Source organism: Fontibacillus phaseoli (genome assembly GCF_003337355.1).
Lineage (GTDB): Bacteria > Bacillota > Bacilli > Paenibacillales > Paenibacillaceae > Fontibacillus > Fontibacillus phaseoli.
Genome location: NZ_QPJW01000003.1, coordinates 306,738 through 325,671, shown reverse-complemented (window position 1 = coordinate 325,671; position 18,934 = coordinate 306,738). Strand labels below are relative to the sequence as shown.

The 18,934-nt window shown below is 49.2% G+C and carries 18 protein-coding genes; 11 read left to right on the top strand and 7 right to left on the bottom strand.

Annotated elements, in window-relative coordinates; all coding sequences use genetic code 11:
• Nucleotides 1-36 precede the first annotated feature (36 nt).
• On the bottom strand, nucleotides 37-1,578 hold the full coding sequence (locus DFP94_RS11630) for a response regulator (RefSeq protein ID WP_114496639.1): 1,542 nt from the start codon (nucleotides 1,576-1,578) through the stop codon (nucleotides 37-39).
• A gap of 17 nt (nucleotides 1,579-1,595) precedes the next feature.
• Nucleotides 1,596-3,356: a sensor histidine kinase gene (locus DFP94_RS11625; RefSeq protein ID WP_114496638.1), complete on the bottom strand. Its 1,761-nt coding sequence runs from the start codon at nucleotides 3,354-3,356 to the stop codon at nucleotides 1,596-1,598.
• A gap of 216 nt (nucleotides 3,357-3,572) precedes the next feature.
• Between DFP94_RS11625 and DFP94_RS11620 the strand changes: the two genes are divergently transcribed.
• The 4 genes from DFP94_RS11620 to DFP94_RS25500 all read left to right on the top strand — a co-directional run bounded on the left by DFP94_RS11620 (nucleotide 3,573) and on the right by DFP94_RS25500 (nucleotide 7,074).
• The gene (locus DFP94_RS11620; protein ID WP_181873132.1) at nucleotides 3,573-4,880 is read left to right on the top strand and encodes an ABC transporter substrate-binding protein; all 1,308 of its coding nucleotides are present in this window, start codon (nucleotides 3,573-3,575) and stop codon (nucleotides 4,878-4,880) included.
• A 72-nt stretch (nucleotides 4,881-4,952) separates the two neighbouring features.
• Nucleotides 4,953-5,825: a carbohydrate ABC transporter permease gene (locus DFP94_RS11615; RefSeq protein WP_114496636.1), complete on the top strand. Its 873-nt coding sequence runs from the start codon at nucleotides 4,953-4,955 to the stop codon at nucleotides 5,823-5,825.
• A complete protein-coding gene (locus tag DFP94_RS11610) occupies nucleotides 5,825-6,655 on the top strand; it encodes a carbohydrate ABC transporter permease (RefSeq protein ID WP_114496635.1) in 831 nt (276 codons plus the stop codon). Before DFP94_RS11615 ends, DFP94_RS11610 begins: the two co-directional genes overlap by 1 nt.
• A 242-nt stretch (nucleotides 6,656-6,897) precedes the next feature.
• Nucleotides 6,898-7,074: a hypothetical protein gene (locus DFP94_RS25500; protein ID WP_181873106.1), complete on the top strand. Its 177-nt coding sequence runs from the start codon at nucleotides 6,898-6,900 to the stop codon at nucleotides 7,072-7,074.
• 102 nt (nucleotides 7,075-7,176) lie between these two features.
• On the opposite strand, the gene DFP94_RS11605 is transcribed toward DFP94_RS25500, so the two are convergent.
• On the bottom strand, nucleotides 7,177-8,100 hold the full coding sequence (locus DFP94_RS11605) for an AEC family transporter (protein WP_114496634.1): 924 nt from the start codon (nucleotides 8,098-8,100) through the stop codon (nucleotides 7,177-7,179).
• A gap of 113 nt (nucleotides 8,101-8,213) precedes the next feature.
• Between DFP94_RS11605 and DFP94_RS11600 the strand changes: the two genes are divergently transcribed.
• Entirely contained in the window at nucleotides 8,214-9,041 is an 828-nt protein-coding gene (locus DFP94_RS11600; RefSeq protein ID WP_181873105.1) for a GNAT family N-acetyltransferase, read from the top strand.
• 50 nt (nucleotides 9,042-9,091) lie between these two features.
• On the opposite strand, the gene DFP94_RS11595 is transcribed toward DFP94_RS11600, so the two are convergent.
• Nucleotides 9,092-9,547: a threonine/serine exporter family protein gene (locus DFP94_RS11595; protein ID WP_114496632.1), complete on the bottom strand. Its 456-nt coding sequence runs from the start codon at nucleotides 9,545-9,547 to the stop codon at nucleotides 9,092-9,094.
• A 25-nt stretch (nucleotides 9,548-9,572) separates the two neighbouring features.
• Nucleotides 9,573-10,331 carry a threonine/serine exporter family protein gene (locus DFP94_RS11590; RefSeq protein WP_114496631.1) on the bottom strand — a complete coding sequence of 253 codons (759 nt, stop codon included), beginning with the start codon at nucleotides 10,329-10,331 and terminating at the stop codon, nucleotides 9,573-9,575.
• A 232-nt stretch (nucleotides 10,332-10,563) separates the two neighbouring features.
• Here DFP94_RS11590 and DFP94_RS11585 point away from each other — a divergent pair, with 232 nt between their 5' ends.
• From DFP94_RS11585 to DFP94_RS11570, 4 genes are all read left to right on the top strand, one after another.
• Complete coding sequence (locus DFP94_RS11585; protein WP_114496630.1) at nucleotides 10,564-11,640, top strand: diguanylate cyclase; 1,077 nt, start codon at nucleotides 10,564-10,566, stop codon at nucleotides 11,638-11,640.
• Between the two features lie 191 nt (nucleotides 11,641-11,831).
• Nucleotides 11,832-13,172, top strand: a complete 1,341-nt coding sequence (locus DFP94_RS11580; protein WP_114496629.1) for a spore germination protein — start codon at nucleotides 11,832-11,834, stop codon at nucleotides 13,170-13,172.
• A gap of 1 nt (nucleotide 13,173) precedes the next feature.
• Complete coding sequence (locus DFP94_RS11575) at nucleotides 13,174-14,268, top strand: hypothetical protein (protein ID WP_114496628.1); 1,095 nt, start codon at nucleotides 13,174-13,176, stop codon at nucleotides 14,266-14,268.
• A complete protein-coding gene (locus tag DFP94_RS11570; RefSeq protein WP_114496627.1) occupies nucleotides 14,265-15,374 on the top strand; it encodes a Ger(x)C family spore germination protein in 1,110 nt (369 codons plus the stop codon). The genes DFP94_RS11575 and DFP94_RS11570 overlap by 4 nt, the downstream gene beginning before the upstream one ends.
• 137 nt (nucleotides 15,375-15,511) lie before the next feature.
• Here the strand turns inward: DFP94_RS11570 and DFP94_RS11565 are convergent, their stop codons facing one another.
• Together DFP94_RS11565 and DFP94_RS25495 are read right to left on the bottom strand one after the other, a co-directional pair.
• The gene (locus tag DFP94_RS11565) at nucleotides 15,512-15,826 is read right to left on the bottom strand and encodes a hypothetical protein (RefSeq protein WP_114496626.1); all 315 of its coding nucleotides are present in this window, start codon (nucleotides 15,824-15,826) and stop codon (nucleotides 15,512-15,514) included.
• A gap of 223 nt (nucleotides 15,827-16,049) precedes the next feature.
• Nucleotides 16,050-16,226 (bottom strand): hypothetical protein, encoded by a 177-nt coding sequence (locus DFP94_RS25495; RefSeq protein ID WP_181873104.1) that lies wholly within the window; start codon nucleotides 16,224-16,226, stop codon nucleotides 16,050-16,052.
• Between the two features lie 235 nt (nucleotides 16,227-16,461).
• On the opposite strand from DFP94_RS25495, the gene DFP94_RS11560 reads away from it, so the two are divergent.
• Both DFP94_RS11560 and DFP94_RS11555 read left to right on the top strand, forming a co-directional pair.
• Nucleotides 16,462-17,466, top strand: a complete 1,005-nt coding sequence (locus tag DFP94_RS11560; RefSeq protein ID WP_114496625.1) for a LacI family DNA-binding transcriptional regulator — start codon at nucleotides 16,462-16,464, stop codon at nucleotides 17,464-17,466.
• 89 nt (nucleotides 17,467-17,555) lie between these two features.
• Nucleotides 17,556-18,893 (top strand): glycoside hydrolase family 30 protein, encoded by a 1,338-nt coding sequence (locus tag DFP94_RS11555; protein WP_114496624.1) that lies wholly within the window; start codon nucleotides 17,556-17,558, stop codon nucleotides 18,891-18,893.
• Nucleotides 18,894-18,934: the final 41 nt, after the last annotated feature.

Sequence of the window (18,934 nt, the reverse complement as noted above, 5' to 3'; positions counted from 1 at the left end):
CACAGCAATGGGGGGAAGAAATGAAAAAGGGACCCGCTATCCGCGAATCCCTTTTTCCTCGCCATCCTGCCCGGCAAGGACTTGCTCTCTATATTCGGTTGGGTTGTAGCCCATATATTCTTTGAATACCTTGGAGAAGTAGTGTTGATCGCTGAATGACAGCGCATCGGAGATTTCCTTGAATTTCATGTCCGGTCTGCCCTCCATGAGTTTGCAGGCTTCGTTGATCTTCAACTTCGTATAATACTGAACGAAGGTACTCTGTGTGCATTTTTTGATGATCCGGCTGATGTACGAGGGACTGATGTGAAATTTGCGCGCCACGTCGGTGATGGAGAGGGGGGAGTACATATTCATTTTCACGTACTCATCCACCTGTTGAAACCATTCCTGAGCATTTTTCCGCTGGTGGGCCTGAAGCATTTCAAAGCACAGACCGCTCCAGTCTAACAGATCCCTGCCGAAGCCCGCGAAACTTTCGCGGTCAAACAATTGTGCCGAGGACTCTTCCAGGCTTAACCGGTTGTCGCTATCTTGTTCTGTGATCAGATGGGCAAATGTATCGATCAGCAGACCGATAAATCGTTCCAGTTCCGCCAGCCGGAGATTTTCGCCAGACCATTTGGCAAGCTGCTCCGTCAATTTGAGTTCGAATTGCTCTTTCCTGCGGCCGCGGATCATCTCCACGAAGTTTGCCGCCAGGAAGGGATCTCCGTTTTCGCTCTCCGACCTTATTTGGGAAAGGGGTACCCCCGAATCCAGAACCGTTCCCTGGTTTATCCGCTGATGCTCGTTGATCATCTCCGTCAACCTGTAATACAACTCGGGGAGTTTTCCGGGCTCCGCAGGCTGAAGCTGTCCCCCGATCGTAGCGTCAATGCCATGACTGTATAAATGGCGCCGGGCCGATTCCATACACTCATACACCGTGGAATATTTCCCGGTGACCGTGCCATTAACGAGAACCAGGAATTGTTTGGGAAAATAAGTAGGGAAAACCCAGCAGGCATGCGGTGCAAACAGTTCCGATAACCGGTGCTGCAGCGCTTCCCGGTTCCATCCTGCGCGTCCCGCAGTGAACGGTTGCTTTCGAACAATGAACATCAGTTTGGCGTAGTGCTGAAACTGTTCATTCAGCTCCATTTTTCCATAGTAAACCGGTTCTATGATATCCTTGAGCATTTCAACTTCATTGTGGGCATGACGGCTTAATTGCTCGATGGCCCGGTTCATGACTTCCGATAGCTGTTGGCGTTCCACCGGTTTTAGCAAATAATCGAACACCTGCAAATTCAAAGCTTTGCGCGTATATTCGAAATCACTGTAGCCGCTGATCAGCACCACCTTGAGCTGCGGATGGATGAGCTTGGCTTGTTCGATTAAAGCCAAGCCATCCATTTTCGGCATGCGGATATCGGTTAACAACAGGTGAACCGGTTGCTGCCTGATGATTTCGAGGGCATCTTCGCCGTTCGTGGCCGTGGCGACCACGGTGACCGGCAAATCCAGGGAACAGAGCAGTGTTGTGATGTTCCGTAAAATCGGTTTACTGTCTTCAACGATCAACACGTTATACATGAATTCCCTCCTTGCATTCAGTAGAAGTCTTTGGTGAGCGAACCGATAATTTGAACCGTAGCGCCCTTTTCTCCTCCGGAATGATTAAACAGGTTAAAAAACAGGCGGTTTTTGTACATCAGTTTCAGGCGGTTTACGCTGTTCACGATTCCCATGTTGCCCATGGAGGAGTACAGGTTTTGGTTTTCGGCATGTCCCGAATCGCATTGTCGCAATTTAATCAATATTTCATTGATCTTGTCCGGCGGGAATCCATCTCCATTGTCCTTGATTTCGACGGCCCATAAGCCATTGAATTGCTTCACCGTGATCTTGATGCGCCAAGGGGGGCCCGTATTGGTAAATGCATGTTCAATGCAGTTTTCCACGAACGGCTGGATAACCAGACGCGGCAATTGGACTTGCCGGGACAATTCGTCCGCTTCGATCTCCCATTTCAGATCCTCTTCATAATTTTGCTGGACCAGCGATAAATAATGCCGCGTATGCTCCAGTTCATCGGCCAGAGTGACATGCGCATAAGGCGAAGAAACAATGTAACGCAGACTGTCCGAGAGGTGTTTGCACATGTCGGACACGACGGCATTTTTTCCCTCTTGCGCCGCAATGCTGATTAAATAGAGCACATTATGGATAAAGTGCGGAGCAATTTGTGCCTGAAGCGCCGAATTTCGCGCTTTAACCTCTTCATGAAGCGCGATCTTTTCCCTATCGATGGATTGCCGGAGCCGTTCCATCAAATCATGGAACGCTTCGTTCAGCAAGATCAGCTCGTTGTTTTGCGGTTTGTTGTCCACCTTGACGTTCAAGTTGCTGTAATTGATCCGCCAAATTTGGTTACGGAGCTTGCGGATCGGCAACAGCAAATTCCGCGTGGAAAAATAAATATAGACGAAGGACAGTACCATTAAAGACGAAATTAGCAAAACCGAAATATATTTCACCGAATTGACGGAGCCGAGTACGGCCTTTTTAGGGGTAACCAGATAGGTTGTCCATCCGGTGCTCTCCGACCCGGAATAGGCGACGTAGTTTTGAAATTTGTCGACATACACGCCTTCACCGGTAAGCTTCATTTTCAAATCGGCATGATCCGGGGAGGGGGGGATGCCCGAAATCAACCCGTTCTCCCGGTCAAGGATATAAACCTCTCCCTGCGCTACTCCTTCCGTGAGCCTTTGCAAATAGGCCTGATCCGACTGGATGCACAAATAGCCGAATACCTTGCCGTTCTGGTTATTGATTGCGCGGATAAAGGAGAGGGTATCCCCATTTCGGATTAAAAGAAAACCGCTGCCGTTCCATTGTCTCGCACTGCTTGAACTATCCATGAAGGATTGTAGCGAAGGGAGATTGCTTTCGGCACCGAGATAAGATACAAACAGAGACCCTTGTTTGTCGTAAATTACCATATCCTTGATGTTCATGCTCGGCCCGATGGCCTGAAACATAATGTCCTTCAGCCTCCGGTTTTGCTGGAATCGTTCATAGCTGACGGAAGACTCTCCTTCTTCCAGGATGGCAAAGATGTCTTTGCTGGACAAGATACGTTGAGATAACTGGTTTTGGCTGTCGATATAGAAGTCAACCTGATCGCTCATCTTAACGGCCGATTCTTGCTTTTCATGGACCGTGGTATCTTTCAGAGGCTTGACCACGATCAGGTTGACGTAGATGATAAAACAGCCTAGAACAAACAGGAGCAAAACAACGAATGTGGAAAATACCTTCGTTTGAAGGCTGAATTGTATGTTTCCGCGACCCGATTTTCTAATCATTACTGTCAACCTTCCTTCTTACGGCAAGGAACTATCCTTTTTATTGAACTAAATGTATCACTTCAATTCACCTTATGACAACGGTTTCAAGTTCAGAATTTTACACATGAAGAGTCATCTACAGACATGTACCTTGGATTCGCCGGATTTTATAATCGAATTGTAAACGCATTCAACTAAACGGGGGGATTAGCCTTGAACATCCAAAAGAAAAGAATGACAACGATGATTATTGCAGGTTTTCTGTCGGTTTCGCTAGCTGCGTGCGGATCTGGAGGCTCCAAATCCGGCAATTCCGCAGAGGGCGGAAACGGGGGGAGCGGCGGAGCGAGCGGGAAAAAAGTAACCATCGAATTGGCCATCTCGAAAAGTTCGCAAGATTCGGCATTCATTCAACAGGACCTGCTCGATGAATTCGAAAAGAAAACCAATATTCATGTCAATCTTCAATTGATTCCGGCAGAGCAAACGACGACCGTGCTGCAAACCAAACTTGCCGTGGAAGAAGCACCGGACATCATTCAGTACAATCTCGCCAGCGCTACCACAGATCTCAACCTGGAACGCAACTTTGAAATTCTCGATAACGAGGCTTGGGTCAGCCGAATCCAGAATAAAGATGTTTTGTCGGCTAACGGACATGTCTACAGCTTCCATGTCAGTCAGGATACAGGCATGCAAGGGGTTGTATACAACAAGCAGATCTTTGAGGATCTGGGCTTGTCGATACCGCAAAACTTCGAAGAATTTCTGCAGGTTTGCGAGAAAATCAAAGCCGGCGGCATTACTCCGGTATTTATGCCATATAAAGACGCCTGGGCCGCAAACATTTGGCCGGCCGCCGCTTTTGCCGATTTCGCGGCCAAGAATGATCCTGCCTTCTTTGATGACTTGAACAGCAATAAGAGAAAATGGTCCGACATTCCGGAGTTCAAGACGTTCTTGCAGCAGCAATACGATGTCTACAAAAAAGGCTACACCAATGCCGATGTTCTCAGCGACAGTTATGATATGGCCGTTGGCAAGTTCCTGAACAAGGAAGTCGCCATGATGTTTATGGGCGATTGGCTTATTGAAGGGGTGGCACAGCAGGATCCGAACATGAAGCTCGGGGTGTTCCCGATTCCGTCCTCGGAGGGAGCCAGTCTTGGAGCGAGCCCGCTCGGCGGCCAGTTATTCATTCCGAAAAAGGCAAAATATCTGAATGAAGCCAAAGAGTTCCTCAACTTTATGGCTTCGAAGGAAATTGCGCAGAAAATCGTGGATTCCAAAGGCTACGTTTCCAACTTGAGCGATGTAACAACCCCTGCGTTGCCGGAGTACAAGCAGGAAATCGTGGACAACTACATTACGCCGAAGAAAACCGTACTGACAAGCGATGCCTATATGTTGGTGGACCGCAGCGAACTGTACAGACTGCTGCAGGATCAATTCGCTGGCGGCTTGACTCCGGAGGAAGTATTGAAGGCCTGGGACGAGAAGTTCAGTCAACTGATGAAAGATAAAGAAATCGCCGGTTTCTAAACAGCGGAATCACAGGCAGCATAAAGCCCGCACGGCTTTATGCTGCCCCAGGCTATAGTGGAGTGTGAGGAAATGAAAACAATAAAAAACCTGTACTCATATTATCTGGTTTTGCCGGCTTTGCTGATCTACTGCATTTTTTTCGTAATCCCTGCGTTCGCGGGCTTCTACTATTCATTCACGGATTGGCGTCTGGACCGCCTCACCATAGATTTCATCGGATGGGAAAACTTCACCAAAATCTTTCATGACAAAACGCTCACTTTAGCGTTGAAGAACACGTTGATCTTCGCCATTGCAACCGTGGTCGGCAAAAATCTGGTCGGGATTGTACTGGCCGTCGCGCTGAACATGAGGTTAAAAACGCGAAACATGCTGCGTGCCATTTTTTATTCTCCCTCGATCTTGAGCATTTTGGTGATCGGGATCGTGTTCACGCCGATGCTGCGTACCGAAGGCACGGTCAACCGATTGTTGGATGCGGTGGGCCTGCATGCGTTGAGCCAGGCATGGCTGACCGATCCATCCATCGTAATATGGACGATCGCCGTGATATCCATATGGCAGCATGCGGGATTTCAGATGGCCATCTACCTGGCCGGGCTCCAATCGATTTCACAGGAATATTATGAAGCCGCTACCATCGACGGGGCGGGTTCCTGGAAAAAATTCACGAAAATCACGCTGCCGCTATTGCTGCCGGCGATCAATATTAATCTGATGCTGACGCTCATCGGCGGACTCAAAGTATTTTCGGAAGTGTTCGTCCTGACGGGCGGCGGTCCGGGCAATGCTTCCCAGGTGGTAGGAACGATCATTCTTCGCTCCTTCGGCGAAGGAAGCTGGGGGCTGGGCACCGCGATCAATACGCTGCTGTTCGTGGCCGTGACGATCATCGCCATACCGCTTCTGATATTCATGCGGCGTAAGGAGGTCACGGAATAATGGGATATACTCGAAAACTCGCCATACGTAACTATATCGTCGAAGCAATCCTGATTTTGTCTTCGCTGCTGATCATTATCCCGGTCCTGATCATGATTTTCGGTTCGTTCAAGACGAACGCCGAGGTGCTCAGCTTCTCTTTGAAGCTTCCCGAGAAGTGGATGTTCTCCAACTATGCTAGAGTGTTTGAGGAAGGTGGGATTGCCAGGGCTTTTCTGAACAGCTTGTGGATCACGGGAATTTCGTCGGCCATCAACATTGTCGCGTCTTCGGCCGCTTCCTTTATTCTGGTTCGCCGGGAAACGAAGTTGGCAAATACGCTTTACATGTTTTTCTTTATGGGTCTGATCGCCCCGATGTCGACCATTACGACCATTCGCGTCGTTCAATGGTTGGGATTCTACGGGAGCATCCCGAGCGTCATTCTGATTTATGCCTCTTTGAACACAGCTTTCAGCGTATTTTTGTACAGCGGGTTCATTAAAACGATTCCGAAAGCACTTGATGAAGTGGCATTCCTGGAAGGCGCCAGTGTATTCGGCGTGTTCTTCCGGATCGTAACGCCGCTGATTCTGCCCGTAAATGCTACGGTAGCCATCATGGTATTCATGTCGGTCTGGAACGACATCACGATTCCGCTTTACTTCCTGACCGACAGTTCAACCTGGACGATGCCGCTCTCCATTTATAATTTTTACGGAAAATACAGCCGGGACTGGAACCTGATTTTTGCCAATCTCGTGCTGACTTCTTTGCCGGTATTCATCTTGTATTTGTTCGGACAGAAGTACATTGTCAGCGGGCTTACGGCAGGAGCCGTGAAGGGTTGATCGTGGGAGCTACACAGGCAGCGCAAATTGCTTCTAAAGACGATCCGGAGGAAACCGGACCATCCGGCAGGATCCGGGAGGAAGTTTACGGCTAGATCGCATTACAGTAGGGTAGAGATAAAGCAGCATTTCTCATCCTGGATTAGGAGAAGTCAGCCGGTTTTTCCTCCCGAACCGTAAGGTTTATACTAATAGATGTGTAAAAATAACGTTAATACAACGGATTTGGGAGATGACTTTACTTGGCTTATGATGAAGTGTTGGAACGCCGGAGTGAGATGCTGAAACGACGGATTGGCGAGATGATCGCCAAGGAGAACCAATATGGATTAGGAAAACAAGAGGGTCTATTTCTGCGGCGAATGATTAAAGAATGGCATCAAACCGCTCATGAGATGAACGCAAAGCCCGAAGTGTAAACAGCGGCTTGATCTGAAGCCGACGTGACATTCAGGATGGGACAGAGAAGAGGCCAGCGACGGAGGAAAACCCCGGCGCCGGCCTCTTGACGTTACTCCCGCTTACCCCACATATTTGGCAAGGGAGATTAAGGCCGTAATGGTCACGATATTGAGCAGCGTGGAAATCAGTACGGTTTGCGAAGCGAAGTCCGGTTCATTGTCGTATTCTTCCGCCAGTATGGTACTATTCACGCCGGTGGGCATCCCCGAAGCGATCAGCAGCGCTTGGGCCGGTACACCCTTGAGGCCGAGCAGGAAAATGAGCAGCAAGCCGATGGCGGGGCCGATCAGCAAACGCAAAATGACGCTGATATACACGTCGAGGCGGTCCAGCCGCAGCGGGTATTTTACGATCTGCGCTCCTAACGTAAGCAGAGCCACGCTGACCATGGAATCGGAAATGTAACCCAGCGGCTTGGATGCGAATTCCGGCAGAGGGACTCGAAAGACATGAAAGACAAGGCCGAGTACGAGCGCATAGGGAACCGGCATTTTAAGAAAGCCGATCAAGGCAGCTTTAAGGGTTCCGCCGGTTTTGGCTCTTTGGACCGACATTACGCCGTAAGTAAAGGTAACCAGGCTCTGGAACGTCATAATAAGCGCTTGGAGGGAAGCGGCCAGCGGATCGCCTCTGAAAGCCAACTGGTTGATCGGCAAGCCATAATTCCCCGAATTGTCGAGAATCAGGCTGTTCGTAAAAGCTGCCTTCATCCCGCGGTTAAATTTCATGCGGCGGCTGACAATCGTGCTGACAACATAAAGAAGCAGTACATACAACGCATAAAATAATGTAACATTTCCCAGAAGCGCCGGCGACATTTCGGAATGGTACATGCTGAGGAAAACGACGGCAGGCGTGATATAATAAAAATTGATTTTGGCAAGAGTATACAGATCCAGCCGAAAAGCCCGCTGCATTAAGGCTCCAAGACCGATCAGCACGAAAATGGGCAAAACGACGTCCAGCAAAATTTGAGCGATCATCTTTGATGTTCATCTTCTTTCTTTGGGGAGGAATATTCATATGAATAATGGTAACGGCACGAAGGTTATTATATCACGATCTCTTGACAGGAGAAGAAGGAGGGAGAGTAGGAATGGATAATTTTAAAACTTCGCCCAACCCGGTTTTGACCGAGGTGGAGCGAATTACGGCACTGGAGATGGCTTTGACGCAGTTTAACGCGCAGCGCGCCCTGTCGCCTAAGGATAAAAAGTTGGAAATGATTAAGATAGGGACCACGACTCTCCTACTCGAAGCAGGTTCCCCCGGTTCAAGCTATTACAACCGGGTCATCGGATTCGGACCGGACGAGCTGGACCGGTTGCCGGAAATATTGGATCTGTACGCGGAGCACCGGATTTCCCCGTGTTTTGACTTGACTCCGGATAAACAGAGCGGAGAACTTGCGGAAGCTTTGTCTGAGCAAGGCTATGTACCTCGGTTGCAACTTGCCTTTGTGACCCTGGAAGTCGATCAGGCGCCGGAAATGAAAGAGGAGTCGGAGATCAGGCTTGTTCCGGTAACCGGGAAGAATGTGGAGGAGTATCTCGGCTTGATCGCCCGCTCGAATGGCGAAGCAACCTTTGACCGGGATTTGATGGACCGGAAGAATGGTTATTTTTACAGATCTGATTTCATGAATTGGACCGCCTGGATTGGAGAGGAACCGGCAGGCATGTGCTCCTTGTTCATCCGCGGGGAGGAAGGTTATGCGGCCAATGACTATACGTTTCCCGAGTTTAGAGGGCACGGTTGCCAATCGGCGCTGATCCGGCAGCGGATCAGGACGGCTAAAGCAATGGGGATCAAAAAAATGTATGCCGACGTCGAATTCGGCAGCATCAGCCACAACAATATGTTGAGGGCCGGGTTCTCCACCGTATTTGTCAACTCGTTTTGGATGAAGAAAAGCAAAGTCTAGCAGTCGGGGCTCCAACTTCATTGAAAATCTCAAGCCGGCAGGTTGCCGGCTTATTTGGCGCGGACTTTTTTAGGCCGGGAAATCACGATTTTGGTAATGATTTGATTGAGCACTTCGGACAGCACCAGTCCGATGGCGATGGAACCGGAGATCAGGAATGCCTGCGCAGCAAGCTGAATCGCCGTGTTATATTCTTTTTCTACGAAATTCCGCATTGCGTCATAGGCCATGCCTCCGGGCACCAGCGGAATGATTCCCGATACACTAAAGATGATGACGGGCTTTTTGCAAGTGCGGGCAAATATTTGGCTGACAACGCCGACGATGATCGTCGCCGCCACGGTAGCGTATATGGTATCGAGCCGGTAACCCAACAAAACGTAGGCGGCCCAGCCCAGCATGCCAGAAAATCCGCACTGCAGCAAGGTTCGCTTGGGGGCATTAAACAGGATGCCGAAGGCCGCGGAGGCAATAAAGCTGGTAATGAAATGCAGAACCAGATTCATAACAGATCAAGTCCTCTTTTCAAGGTTATAAAATGGTAAACACGAACGCAATGCCGGCACCTATGGCGAAGGCGGTCAGAAACGCCTCGGCGCCCCTGGACAACCCGGAAACAAGATGGCCGGCCATCAGATCACGGACCGCGTTGGTGATCAAGAGTCCGGGAACGAGCGGCATAACGGACCCGATAATGATTTTATCGAGCTCTCTGCCGATTCCGGCCATCACTAGCAGCGAAGCAACTATACCTATCAGAAAGGAAGCGGTGAATTCCGCGAAAAATTTCACTTTGACAAGCCGATGAAGCAGGATGAACGCGAGAAAGCCGAGTCCGCCGCATAATACGCCGGGAAGGAAATCAGACAGGCTCCCTTGGAACATCAAGGCGAAGCACCCGCTTGATATCGCGGCAGCGGCGATTTGGAGACCAACCGGATAAGCGTGCCTGGAAGTTTCGATGTCCATTAGCAGGGACCGGGCTTCCGCAGCCGTGACATCCCGGCTGGTCAGCTTGCGCGAAACGTCATTCACGGCAGCGACCTTCTGTAAATCGGTGGTCCGTTCCACGATCCGGATCAGCTTGGCCCATCTCATATCATCGGACTGAAACATGATGCCTGTGGGCGTGACGTAACTGTGGGATCCGGCGAGGCCCAAGGCGTTCGCAATCCGGGTCATCGTGTCCTCCACCCGGTATGTTTCCGCCCCGCTTTGGAGCATGATTTTTCCGGCCAAAAGACATACTTCAATAGGCTCCTGTTCATCGACAGCCGCCGTGTCGTTCATCGTCATGATCTCCCTTCCAACACTTAAGCACATTATAACATGAGCGGATTCGAAAGCGGAATCATCCGGAAAGGCATTGCAATAAATGTTGAATTTTGTCGAAGAATATCGAATAATAACCATAATTAATACAATATAGCGAGTAGTTTCCTTATTTTTGTGATATGCTTTACTTGTCCGTACTTATTCATTGGGCTTGTCGGACTGATTACTGTTGAAAGGTAAATATGGCATGCTTCAAAGTCTAATCAACAATTTTACTGTTTTGACGACCTTTTTGTTCTTTGGAAATATTCTATGGGGAAGATGGCATGATCATATCAACCGGAAAACGCTGAAAACCCGGCTCTTGCTGGGAGTTGCTTTAGGGCTGTTCGGCATCTCGTTAATGTATTACTCTTTCCCGATCACCCCGACCGTCTACAGCGATTTTCGCCAATTGCCCATCTTGGTTTCCGTTTCCATGGGGGGCTGGATCGCCGGCTCGATAACGACAATAATTATATCCATCTATCGTCTGTATTTTCTTAGCGGGTTGAATGCTGCCGCGATTATGGGGGCGATCAATGCGTTGGGAACATTGTTTATAGCGAGCATATTCCTGAGAGGTCACATGTTATCGCTGCAAAAATGGGTTCCCTCGCTGGCGTTGTCCGCGGTTTTTTCGATGCTGACTTTCTCGATTTTGCTTAAGGACGATAAATGGGTTCCCATTGTCACCTACGGCATTGTATTTTTAGTTGGCGGCTTGTTCACGTTCCTGATGATGCTGCATTTGAAACGGTCGGATGATTCCATGCAAATCATGAAAGAGGCGGCGCACCGCGATTTTTTGACCGGCTTGTTTAATGTCAGGGCATTCGAAATCATTATGAAACAGCAAACGGCCGCCGCGAATCGGTACCGGATACCTTTTACCTTATTGCTGCTTGATATTGATCATTTCAAGCAGGTAAACGACACCTTCGGCCATTCGGCCGGGGATGCGGTTTTGTCTCAGGTGGCAACCGTACTGCGGGATACGTTCCGGCCAGGCGACCACATCGCCCGGAAAGGGGGAGAGGAGTTCGCAGTCATTGTCGATGATTGCAACGCCAATCAGATCGAAACTATCGCCGAGCGGTTGAGACGGAATGTGGAGAATCACGTGTTTCATCTGCCGGACGGAACCGAAATCAAAGTGACCATCTCGGCCGGCAGTGCTACTTATCCGGATATCGATGAGTTGCTGCTGTTTGAGCGGGCGGATCAGGCCTTGTACGAGGCGAAATCATCGGGCAGAAACCGGGTTTGCCGGGCCTCCCTCTAAACTTGCTATTTTCATTGTTCATAAGTTGTAAAAAGAGACTTCGCTGCGGCGGAGTCTTTTTGATTTGTGCATATGTTCCGGCTGGAGTTACCGGCTGTCCGATCATGAATGAGAAACGGGATTTGTTGGCAAAATAGGTTCACCTGCATTGGGACTCCCGGGGGCTATTTGCAAGTAAGGAGGGATCGGATATGAGTTCGAAGACGAGAGAACAGGAAGTATCCTGGTTATCTGAGACGATGTCGGGACAGGTGGATTTTGAGCAGCGGATGCTCGGTTCTTCCGGTGAAATCGGGCTGCAATATTTGAGAAGTCTGACCAATTCCGATACGATAAGCCGTTATGTTATCGTTCCCGGTTATGAGATGGAGGATGTGAAGGCTTTTGAGAGCTACATCTCTTCTTTTCCGGGTACGATCCAGACTGGTGAACGCCAGCAGATCCTTGAGTATGTGCTGAAAGGATTTGCGTACATACGAATCGCTTCCCGCGGCTATTTGTTCGATGCCGTCAAGGTGGAATCCAGCGGGGTGGGTGAGGCGGTAAACGAATCGATTGTTCAAGGCCCCCGGGATGCACTGAGCGAAAGCATTGAGATGAACCTGAATCTCATCCGGCGGAGATACCAATCTGCAGCACTGAAAGTGGACATGCTTACGCTGGGAAAAGTGTCCCATACTTCGGTGGCCATTCTGTACGATAACGATCGGGTGGATCAACAAGTGCTTAAGGAAATGAAAAAAAGGATTGCGGATGTCGATATCGATATTTTGCAATCTGCCGGGGAACTGGAGAAATATATCACTCCCGAACGGTTCCGTATCTTTCCGACGATGGTCGTCACCGAGAGACCCGATCGGGTAGTTTTTAATATTGCGGAGGGTAAGGTGGCGGTAATTATCGATTCCAACGGATTTGCCATTATTGCCCCGGTCGTATTTAGCGATTTCTTCACGGCTATGGATGATAAAATACAAGTTCCGCTGGTCGGATGGTTTCTGAAAATCATCCGTTATATCGGCTTGTTTCTGACGCTGACGCTTCCGGCGCTTTATGTCACTTTTGCCTCTTACAACCCTGAAATTCTGAAAGTACAAATTTCTTTATTGATTGCGGGCAGCCGAGCGGCCGTTCCTTATCCCTCCTTTATGGAAGTCTTTCTAATGCTGCTGATGATGGAATTTTTGACGGAGGCGAGCTTACGGCTTCCAAAAGCAATTGGTCCGACTGCCACGACGGTTGGCGGTTTGATTTTGGGGCAAGCGGCCACCCAGGCCGGGCTGGTCAGCAATATCATGATTATTCTGGTATCGGCCGTGGCGATTTCCAATTTCATTATTCCATTAAGTATGATGGGCTACACCATTCGTGTAATCAAATACGGTATGGTACTGTTTGCAATTACTTTCGGGCTGGTAGGCATCGTCGTGTCGATTGTCGGGTTGATCATGTACTTATCGGGATTGCGCAGCTTTGGCCGGCCTTACATGAAAATGTTTGCATTGGACTCGAAGGTAAAGGGTGGGCAATGAGATGGTGAGCAGCAAATATATCTACTATTTGTTCTTGATGAACGCGCTGATCAATATCATCAATTTTGTTCCTCGGGTGCTTGTTTTTACGAGATTTCACGGGGCATTGCCGTCGATCTTTCTATCCACGTTCATCGGAACTTTGCTGTTCTTCGGGTTTACTTATACGATTAAAGGCTTTAAAGGACAGGGACTCCCGGAAATTTTTAATGCTACCCTGCCAAGATTCTTTTCCTTTTTGCTATTAATTTTGTATGCCTTCTTCTGGTTTATGGCAGGGATTATAACGATGTTATCGTTCGTGGACATCACTCTCCGCTTTATTAGTCCCGACATTTCCTCGTATGCTGTCATTCTCGGATTTTTGCTCCTTACCTCCATTTGCTGCCGACTGTCCTCCGAATCGATTCTGTACGCGCTTGAAACCTTGTTGTTTCTCGTTACGCCTATCATCGTTTATATGCTTGTAAAGGCATTTATAAATCCGGCCTTTAATTGGGACGCGGTTATGCAGGTCGTAACGTTTATGTGGACCAGACCGAAGTATGTATCCCTGGCCGGTGCCACTTTTATCTTTTCAGGCTACTTCAATCTCGCCATCTTTAACCGGAATTTCAAACAGATCAAAACCCGGCACTTTTGGATGATTCCGGTGGTTGGATTGATGATTCTGCTCGTCACCTTTCTGGTTCCCGTCGGCTATCACGGGACGATCGGCGTGGAAGAACATGTGTATAGCTGGTTTTCCACAGCGGACTCCATCCGGATGGAATTGTTTATTATCGAGCGGGTTCTCTTTTTGTTTTATACGACGTACCTGACTCTAGCCCTTGTTAGTACGGTGCTTCATTGGCATGTTGGCCTGGAATTGTTCAAAGGCGCTTTTCAGTCGAAGGAGGGGAAAAAGCCGGGCAAAAAAATGGACTGGTGGGTTCTTGTCCCCTTCTCGGCAGCTACGATTATAATTATGAATTTCTTGGACCAGGTCAGGCTGGGCCAATTAGGGCAATGGTTTTTAAATATCCGCTTTCTTAATGAATTACTGCTGATGGGTGTGATGTTTTATGCGAAGGGAAGGAGCGCAAAAAAGACATGAAAAAAGGAATCTGCTGCCTGCTGGCTATCCTGCTGTCGGGTACCTTATCCGGCTGCCAGTTTAAGGACATCGATAAGCGATCCTTCGTACTTGCGATCGGGATCGATCGTCCTGATGACCCTAAAAAAAGAGACCAGTTCGAAGTGACGCTTAAAATGGGCATACCGGAAGGGGATCCGACAAAACGAAGCCAGGAATCGGTTGTTATAACGGAAGTCGCGGAGAGCGTGCCGGAAGCGATCCGGTTGGCCAAATCAAAGATGGATAAGGAAGTGGACTTCAGCCATTGCAAGGCCTTGATTTACGGGGAGTCTCTTGTCAGGAACAACATCACTCCCATCGTTGACTGGTCCAGCCGCCGCCGGGATATCCAGTTGATTATGTATTGCGCGGTAGGTATGCCTAACGCCAAGGAAGTGGTTCAAATGCAGACCAAAAGCGAGCGGTTGCCTGGGAATGCCCTGATCCTCGGACTTGGTAAAGAGGGAACGGAATCTCCGTACATTAAGACAGTCTATTCATACGACTTAAAACGGAGGGTTACCGAACGTGGACTTGACCCCATTATGCCGATCGTCGAGGCGAAACATCCGGATATGCTCGTCATCGATAAGCTGGCGCTCTTTAATAAGAAAAAGATGGTCACCGTACTGTCTCCGGAAGAGACCCGAATTTATAATCTGCTAACGTCACACAACTTGCGTTCCAGCTTCAGGGTAGACGCAGAAGGCACTTCCTTTGATTATAATCTGGAAGCTTCGAAATCGAGATACCGGATTCAAGGAGGGAAAGACGGAAAAGCGGTGATCCAATATACACTTTCCGGGAGGGCAGTATTGGAAGAAAATACGGTTGGCACATCGGTTACCGGACCCGTAATGAGGGGGTATTCAAAAGCGGCCGGTGAAAAATGGAAAAAGGACGGGGAGCAATTGCTGAAGAAAATTCAGGCTACCGGGCTGGATCCCATCGGCTGGGGACTTCGCTATTATTCAAGAAACTGGAACAATGCAACCGAGCAGGAGGATTGGAAACGGTTATATCCTAATCTGGAATTTCAAGTGAAAGCCGACATGGAAATTAAATATACGGGAATGATTCGATAAAGACATTAGAATTTTAATAGAAAGCCCATAAATTGTTAGTCAATGGGAGATTGCAACGGGAGGGGGGGCAAAAAAATATACAGTAGCGGGCGGCTCCCGAGCAAATCATAGCTCGGGAGCCGCCCGCTTTGATTGTTTTATTGTGATTCATCGCCATCAAATCCGTTCAGCAAATCCGTACCGTGCATGGCATCCGGATCGGGAGCCGCCTGATCCACGGGGCTGCCCGGCTGGATTTCATCGGCATCGGGCACGTCCGGCAGGGCATCATTCTCAGCCTGAAGTTCCGTTTCTTTGTCTTGATTGTCGGCAGGCTCGCTCAAGCCCTGCGTAATCACCGTATCGTGCGGCAGCAAATCATTGTCCGGAATATCGTTTTCGGCCCGGTATTCTCTTTGTATAATGTATCGTTCGTAAGCTTGATCTCCTTCGGTTTTCGGGTAATCCGGCATGGAGCATCGCCTCCTCGGTTTGTTAGTGTCCGAATACAGAACAAAAAGCCAGTTGCAGTACTATAAGGAGTTTACCCGATTTCAAACATTTCAACCGGACCAGGGAACGGATCATTTCGAAGGCAAACGTGAACTTTGATCTATGCTCAACTTCTTCATCACATTTGTCGCAAAAAAATAAAGAACCGCCTTCAACAGCGGTTCTTTGCGATAAGTTACCGAATCAGAATTTAGGAAATACGTATTTAACAAGGAAGTAGAGAAAGCCGAAAAACAGGATAATATAGGCCGCATATTTAATGAAGGTAGCCGCAACCATGCTGGGTTCGGATTTTTGCTGGACATCTCTGCGTTCAACGTCCACATTGCTTACTTCGTTCCGGTCGCGTGGTTCGTACATAGTATTTTCCTCCTCTTTCATGCTAATCGGTTTGTCCCGGCTGATGTTGCCAACTTGACAGGCGGGTTCCGTTTGAGTAATTCTTAAACGGCCTGCACCTCAATGAAACAATGTAACAACAAACCGTCGTTTGCGGCATTATTTGTTTAAGGTTGACTTCGCCGCAGGGGACGGATAAAATTTCACATGAACCCTTAGGGGATGGCCTGAATGATAGCAGGAGTTGAACCAGTAAGTGATAACGATTTATGACATAGCCAAATTAACCGGATTTTCTCCGACCACCGTTTCCAAGGTGTTTAATGATTATGCTGACGTCAGTCCGAAAACCCGGCGCAAAATTTTGGAGGCGGCCGAACAATTGGGTTACTTGCCGAATGCGCATGCCCGTTCGCTGACCACCAAGCGCTCATGGACCATTGGTGTACTGTTTAACGAACCTTCGGGTGCAGGGATCTTGCATCCTTATTTTGCCGGAGTCATCGAAGGATTCAAGAAGGTATCGACCTCCAGAGGATACGATTTGATGTTTATTTCCAAGGATATCGGCGGCAAAAAGAGCAGCTACCTGGAACATTGCAAAATCCGCGGTGTGGACGGTGTAGTAGTCATTTTGCCGGATTTTACGGATCCGTATTTCCTGGAACTGCTGGAATCAAGCATCCCGTGCGTCTTGCTGGATCAGGAGTCGGTTACCAAGAGCACGGTCTGTTCAGACAATATGGCCGGAAGCATCATGGCTGTGGAGCATTTGTACAGTCTCGGGCACCGGTTGATCGCCCATATCGGCGGCGGGAATACCTTTGCGGGTAAGAAACGGCTTCAAGGGTACTTGCATGCGATGGAGGAACTGAGATTGAGCGTAAACCCGGAGCATGTCGTCCAGGGAAGTTACGACTATACGGTTGAAAGCGGGCGTTTGGCGATGGAAGAGCTGCTGCAGGCAAGCGAGCGGCCAACCGCTGTGTTTGCCGCCGGCGACAATTTGGCGGTCGGAGCGATGATGGCGGTTAAAAGCCATGGGTTGAGCGTCCCGGGCGACATTTCGATCATCGGATTTGACGACATTGAAATGGTCAAATTTTTGACGCCTTCCTTGACTACGATCCGTCAGGATACGTATGCACTTGGCAATAAGGCCGCCGACATGTTAATCTATACGATAGAAGGCGGGGATGAAGTTCAAAGTGATATGATTCCGGTGCAATTGGTAATCAGGGAGTCTTGTCGCTCGCTCTAGAGGGGTCCCTGTTTTTTTAAGACAAATCGAAACCGGTTTCGAAAGGTTTTATTGTCGAACAATTCAGGTTCTAAGGAGAGGATTTCGAAATGGCAACATGGTCCAAAATCCTAACATCGCTTGATTCCGGAGAACGCTTGCAACCCGTGGGGGAATTGGCGGTTCAAGCCGGCGCACCGGAAGGCAAAGACAGGGTGACGGTAAAACCCGAGCAATCCTTTCAAAGCATCCTTGGTTTTGGAGGCGCTTTTACGGAAGCGGCGGCCTACACGTTGTCGCGTATCAGTCCCGAACATAGAGCGGAAGTGATCCGCAGTTATTTTGACCCGGAAGAGGGACTGGGGTATACGATCGGCCGGGTGCATATTCATAGCTGCGACTTCGCCCTCGGCAATTACACTTACGTGGAAGAGAATGACGTTGAGTTGAAAACCTTCGACATTTCGCATGAACGGAAATGGGTGCTGCCGCTGATTCAGGAGGCGGTTAAAGCGGCCGGTAAAGACATTACGATGCTTGCCTCTCCTTGGAGCCCGCCGGCATGGATGAAAACGAACGGGGAAATGAATCACGGCGGCCAGTTGAAGCCGGAATTCCGCGCGGCTTGGGCGCTCTACTACAGTAAATTCATCAAGGCGTTCCGTGCGGAAGGCGTACCGATCTGGGGCATTACCGTACAAAATGAACCGGCTGCCGTGCAAACCTGGGATTCCTGCATTTATAGCGGCGAAGAGGAACGGGATTTTGTCCGCGATCACCTCGGTCCGACGATGCACCGCGAAGGTCTGGAAGACGTCAATATCCTGATTTGGGACCATAACCGCGATCTTATCGTAGAAAGGGCATCGGCGGTGCTTTCCGATCCTGAAGCCGCAAAATACGTCTGGGGCACCGGATTCCACTGGTATGTCAGCGAGGCGTTTGAGGAAGTCGGCAAAGTTCACGACCTGTTTCCCGACAAGCACTTGCTCTTTACGGAAGGTTGCCAGGAGGGCGGCGTCAAATTGGGCGAATGGTTTACCGGCGAGCGGTACGGCCGCAACATCATCGGAGACTTGAACAACTGGACGGAAGGCTACCTCGACTGGAATCTCGTACTTGACGAGACCGGCGGGCCGAACCATGTCAACAATTTGTGCGATGCGCCGATCATTGCCGACACCGTGAATGACAACGTTATTTATAACAGTTCGTTCTATTATATCGGGCATTTCAGCAAGTTTATCAAACCGGGTGCGGTCCGCATCGGCCTGACTTCGGAAACTTCCGGACTTCAAATGACGGCATTCCGGAATACCGACGGCAGCATAGCGGTAGTCATCCAGAATGAAACCGGGGAAGGCCGGGAATTTGCGTTAGAACTGGACGGAGAAGCCGTTTGCGATACGCTCGCGGCCCACTCGATCGCAACCTACATCATCAAATAAGATACAAAGACAAATAGAAATGCTTGTGGAGGTAAAAACAG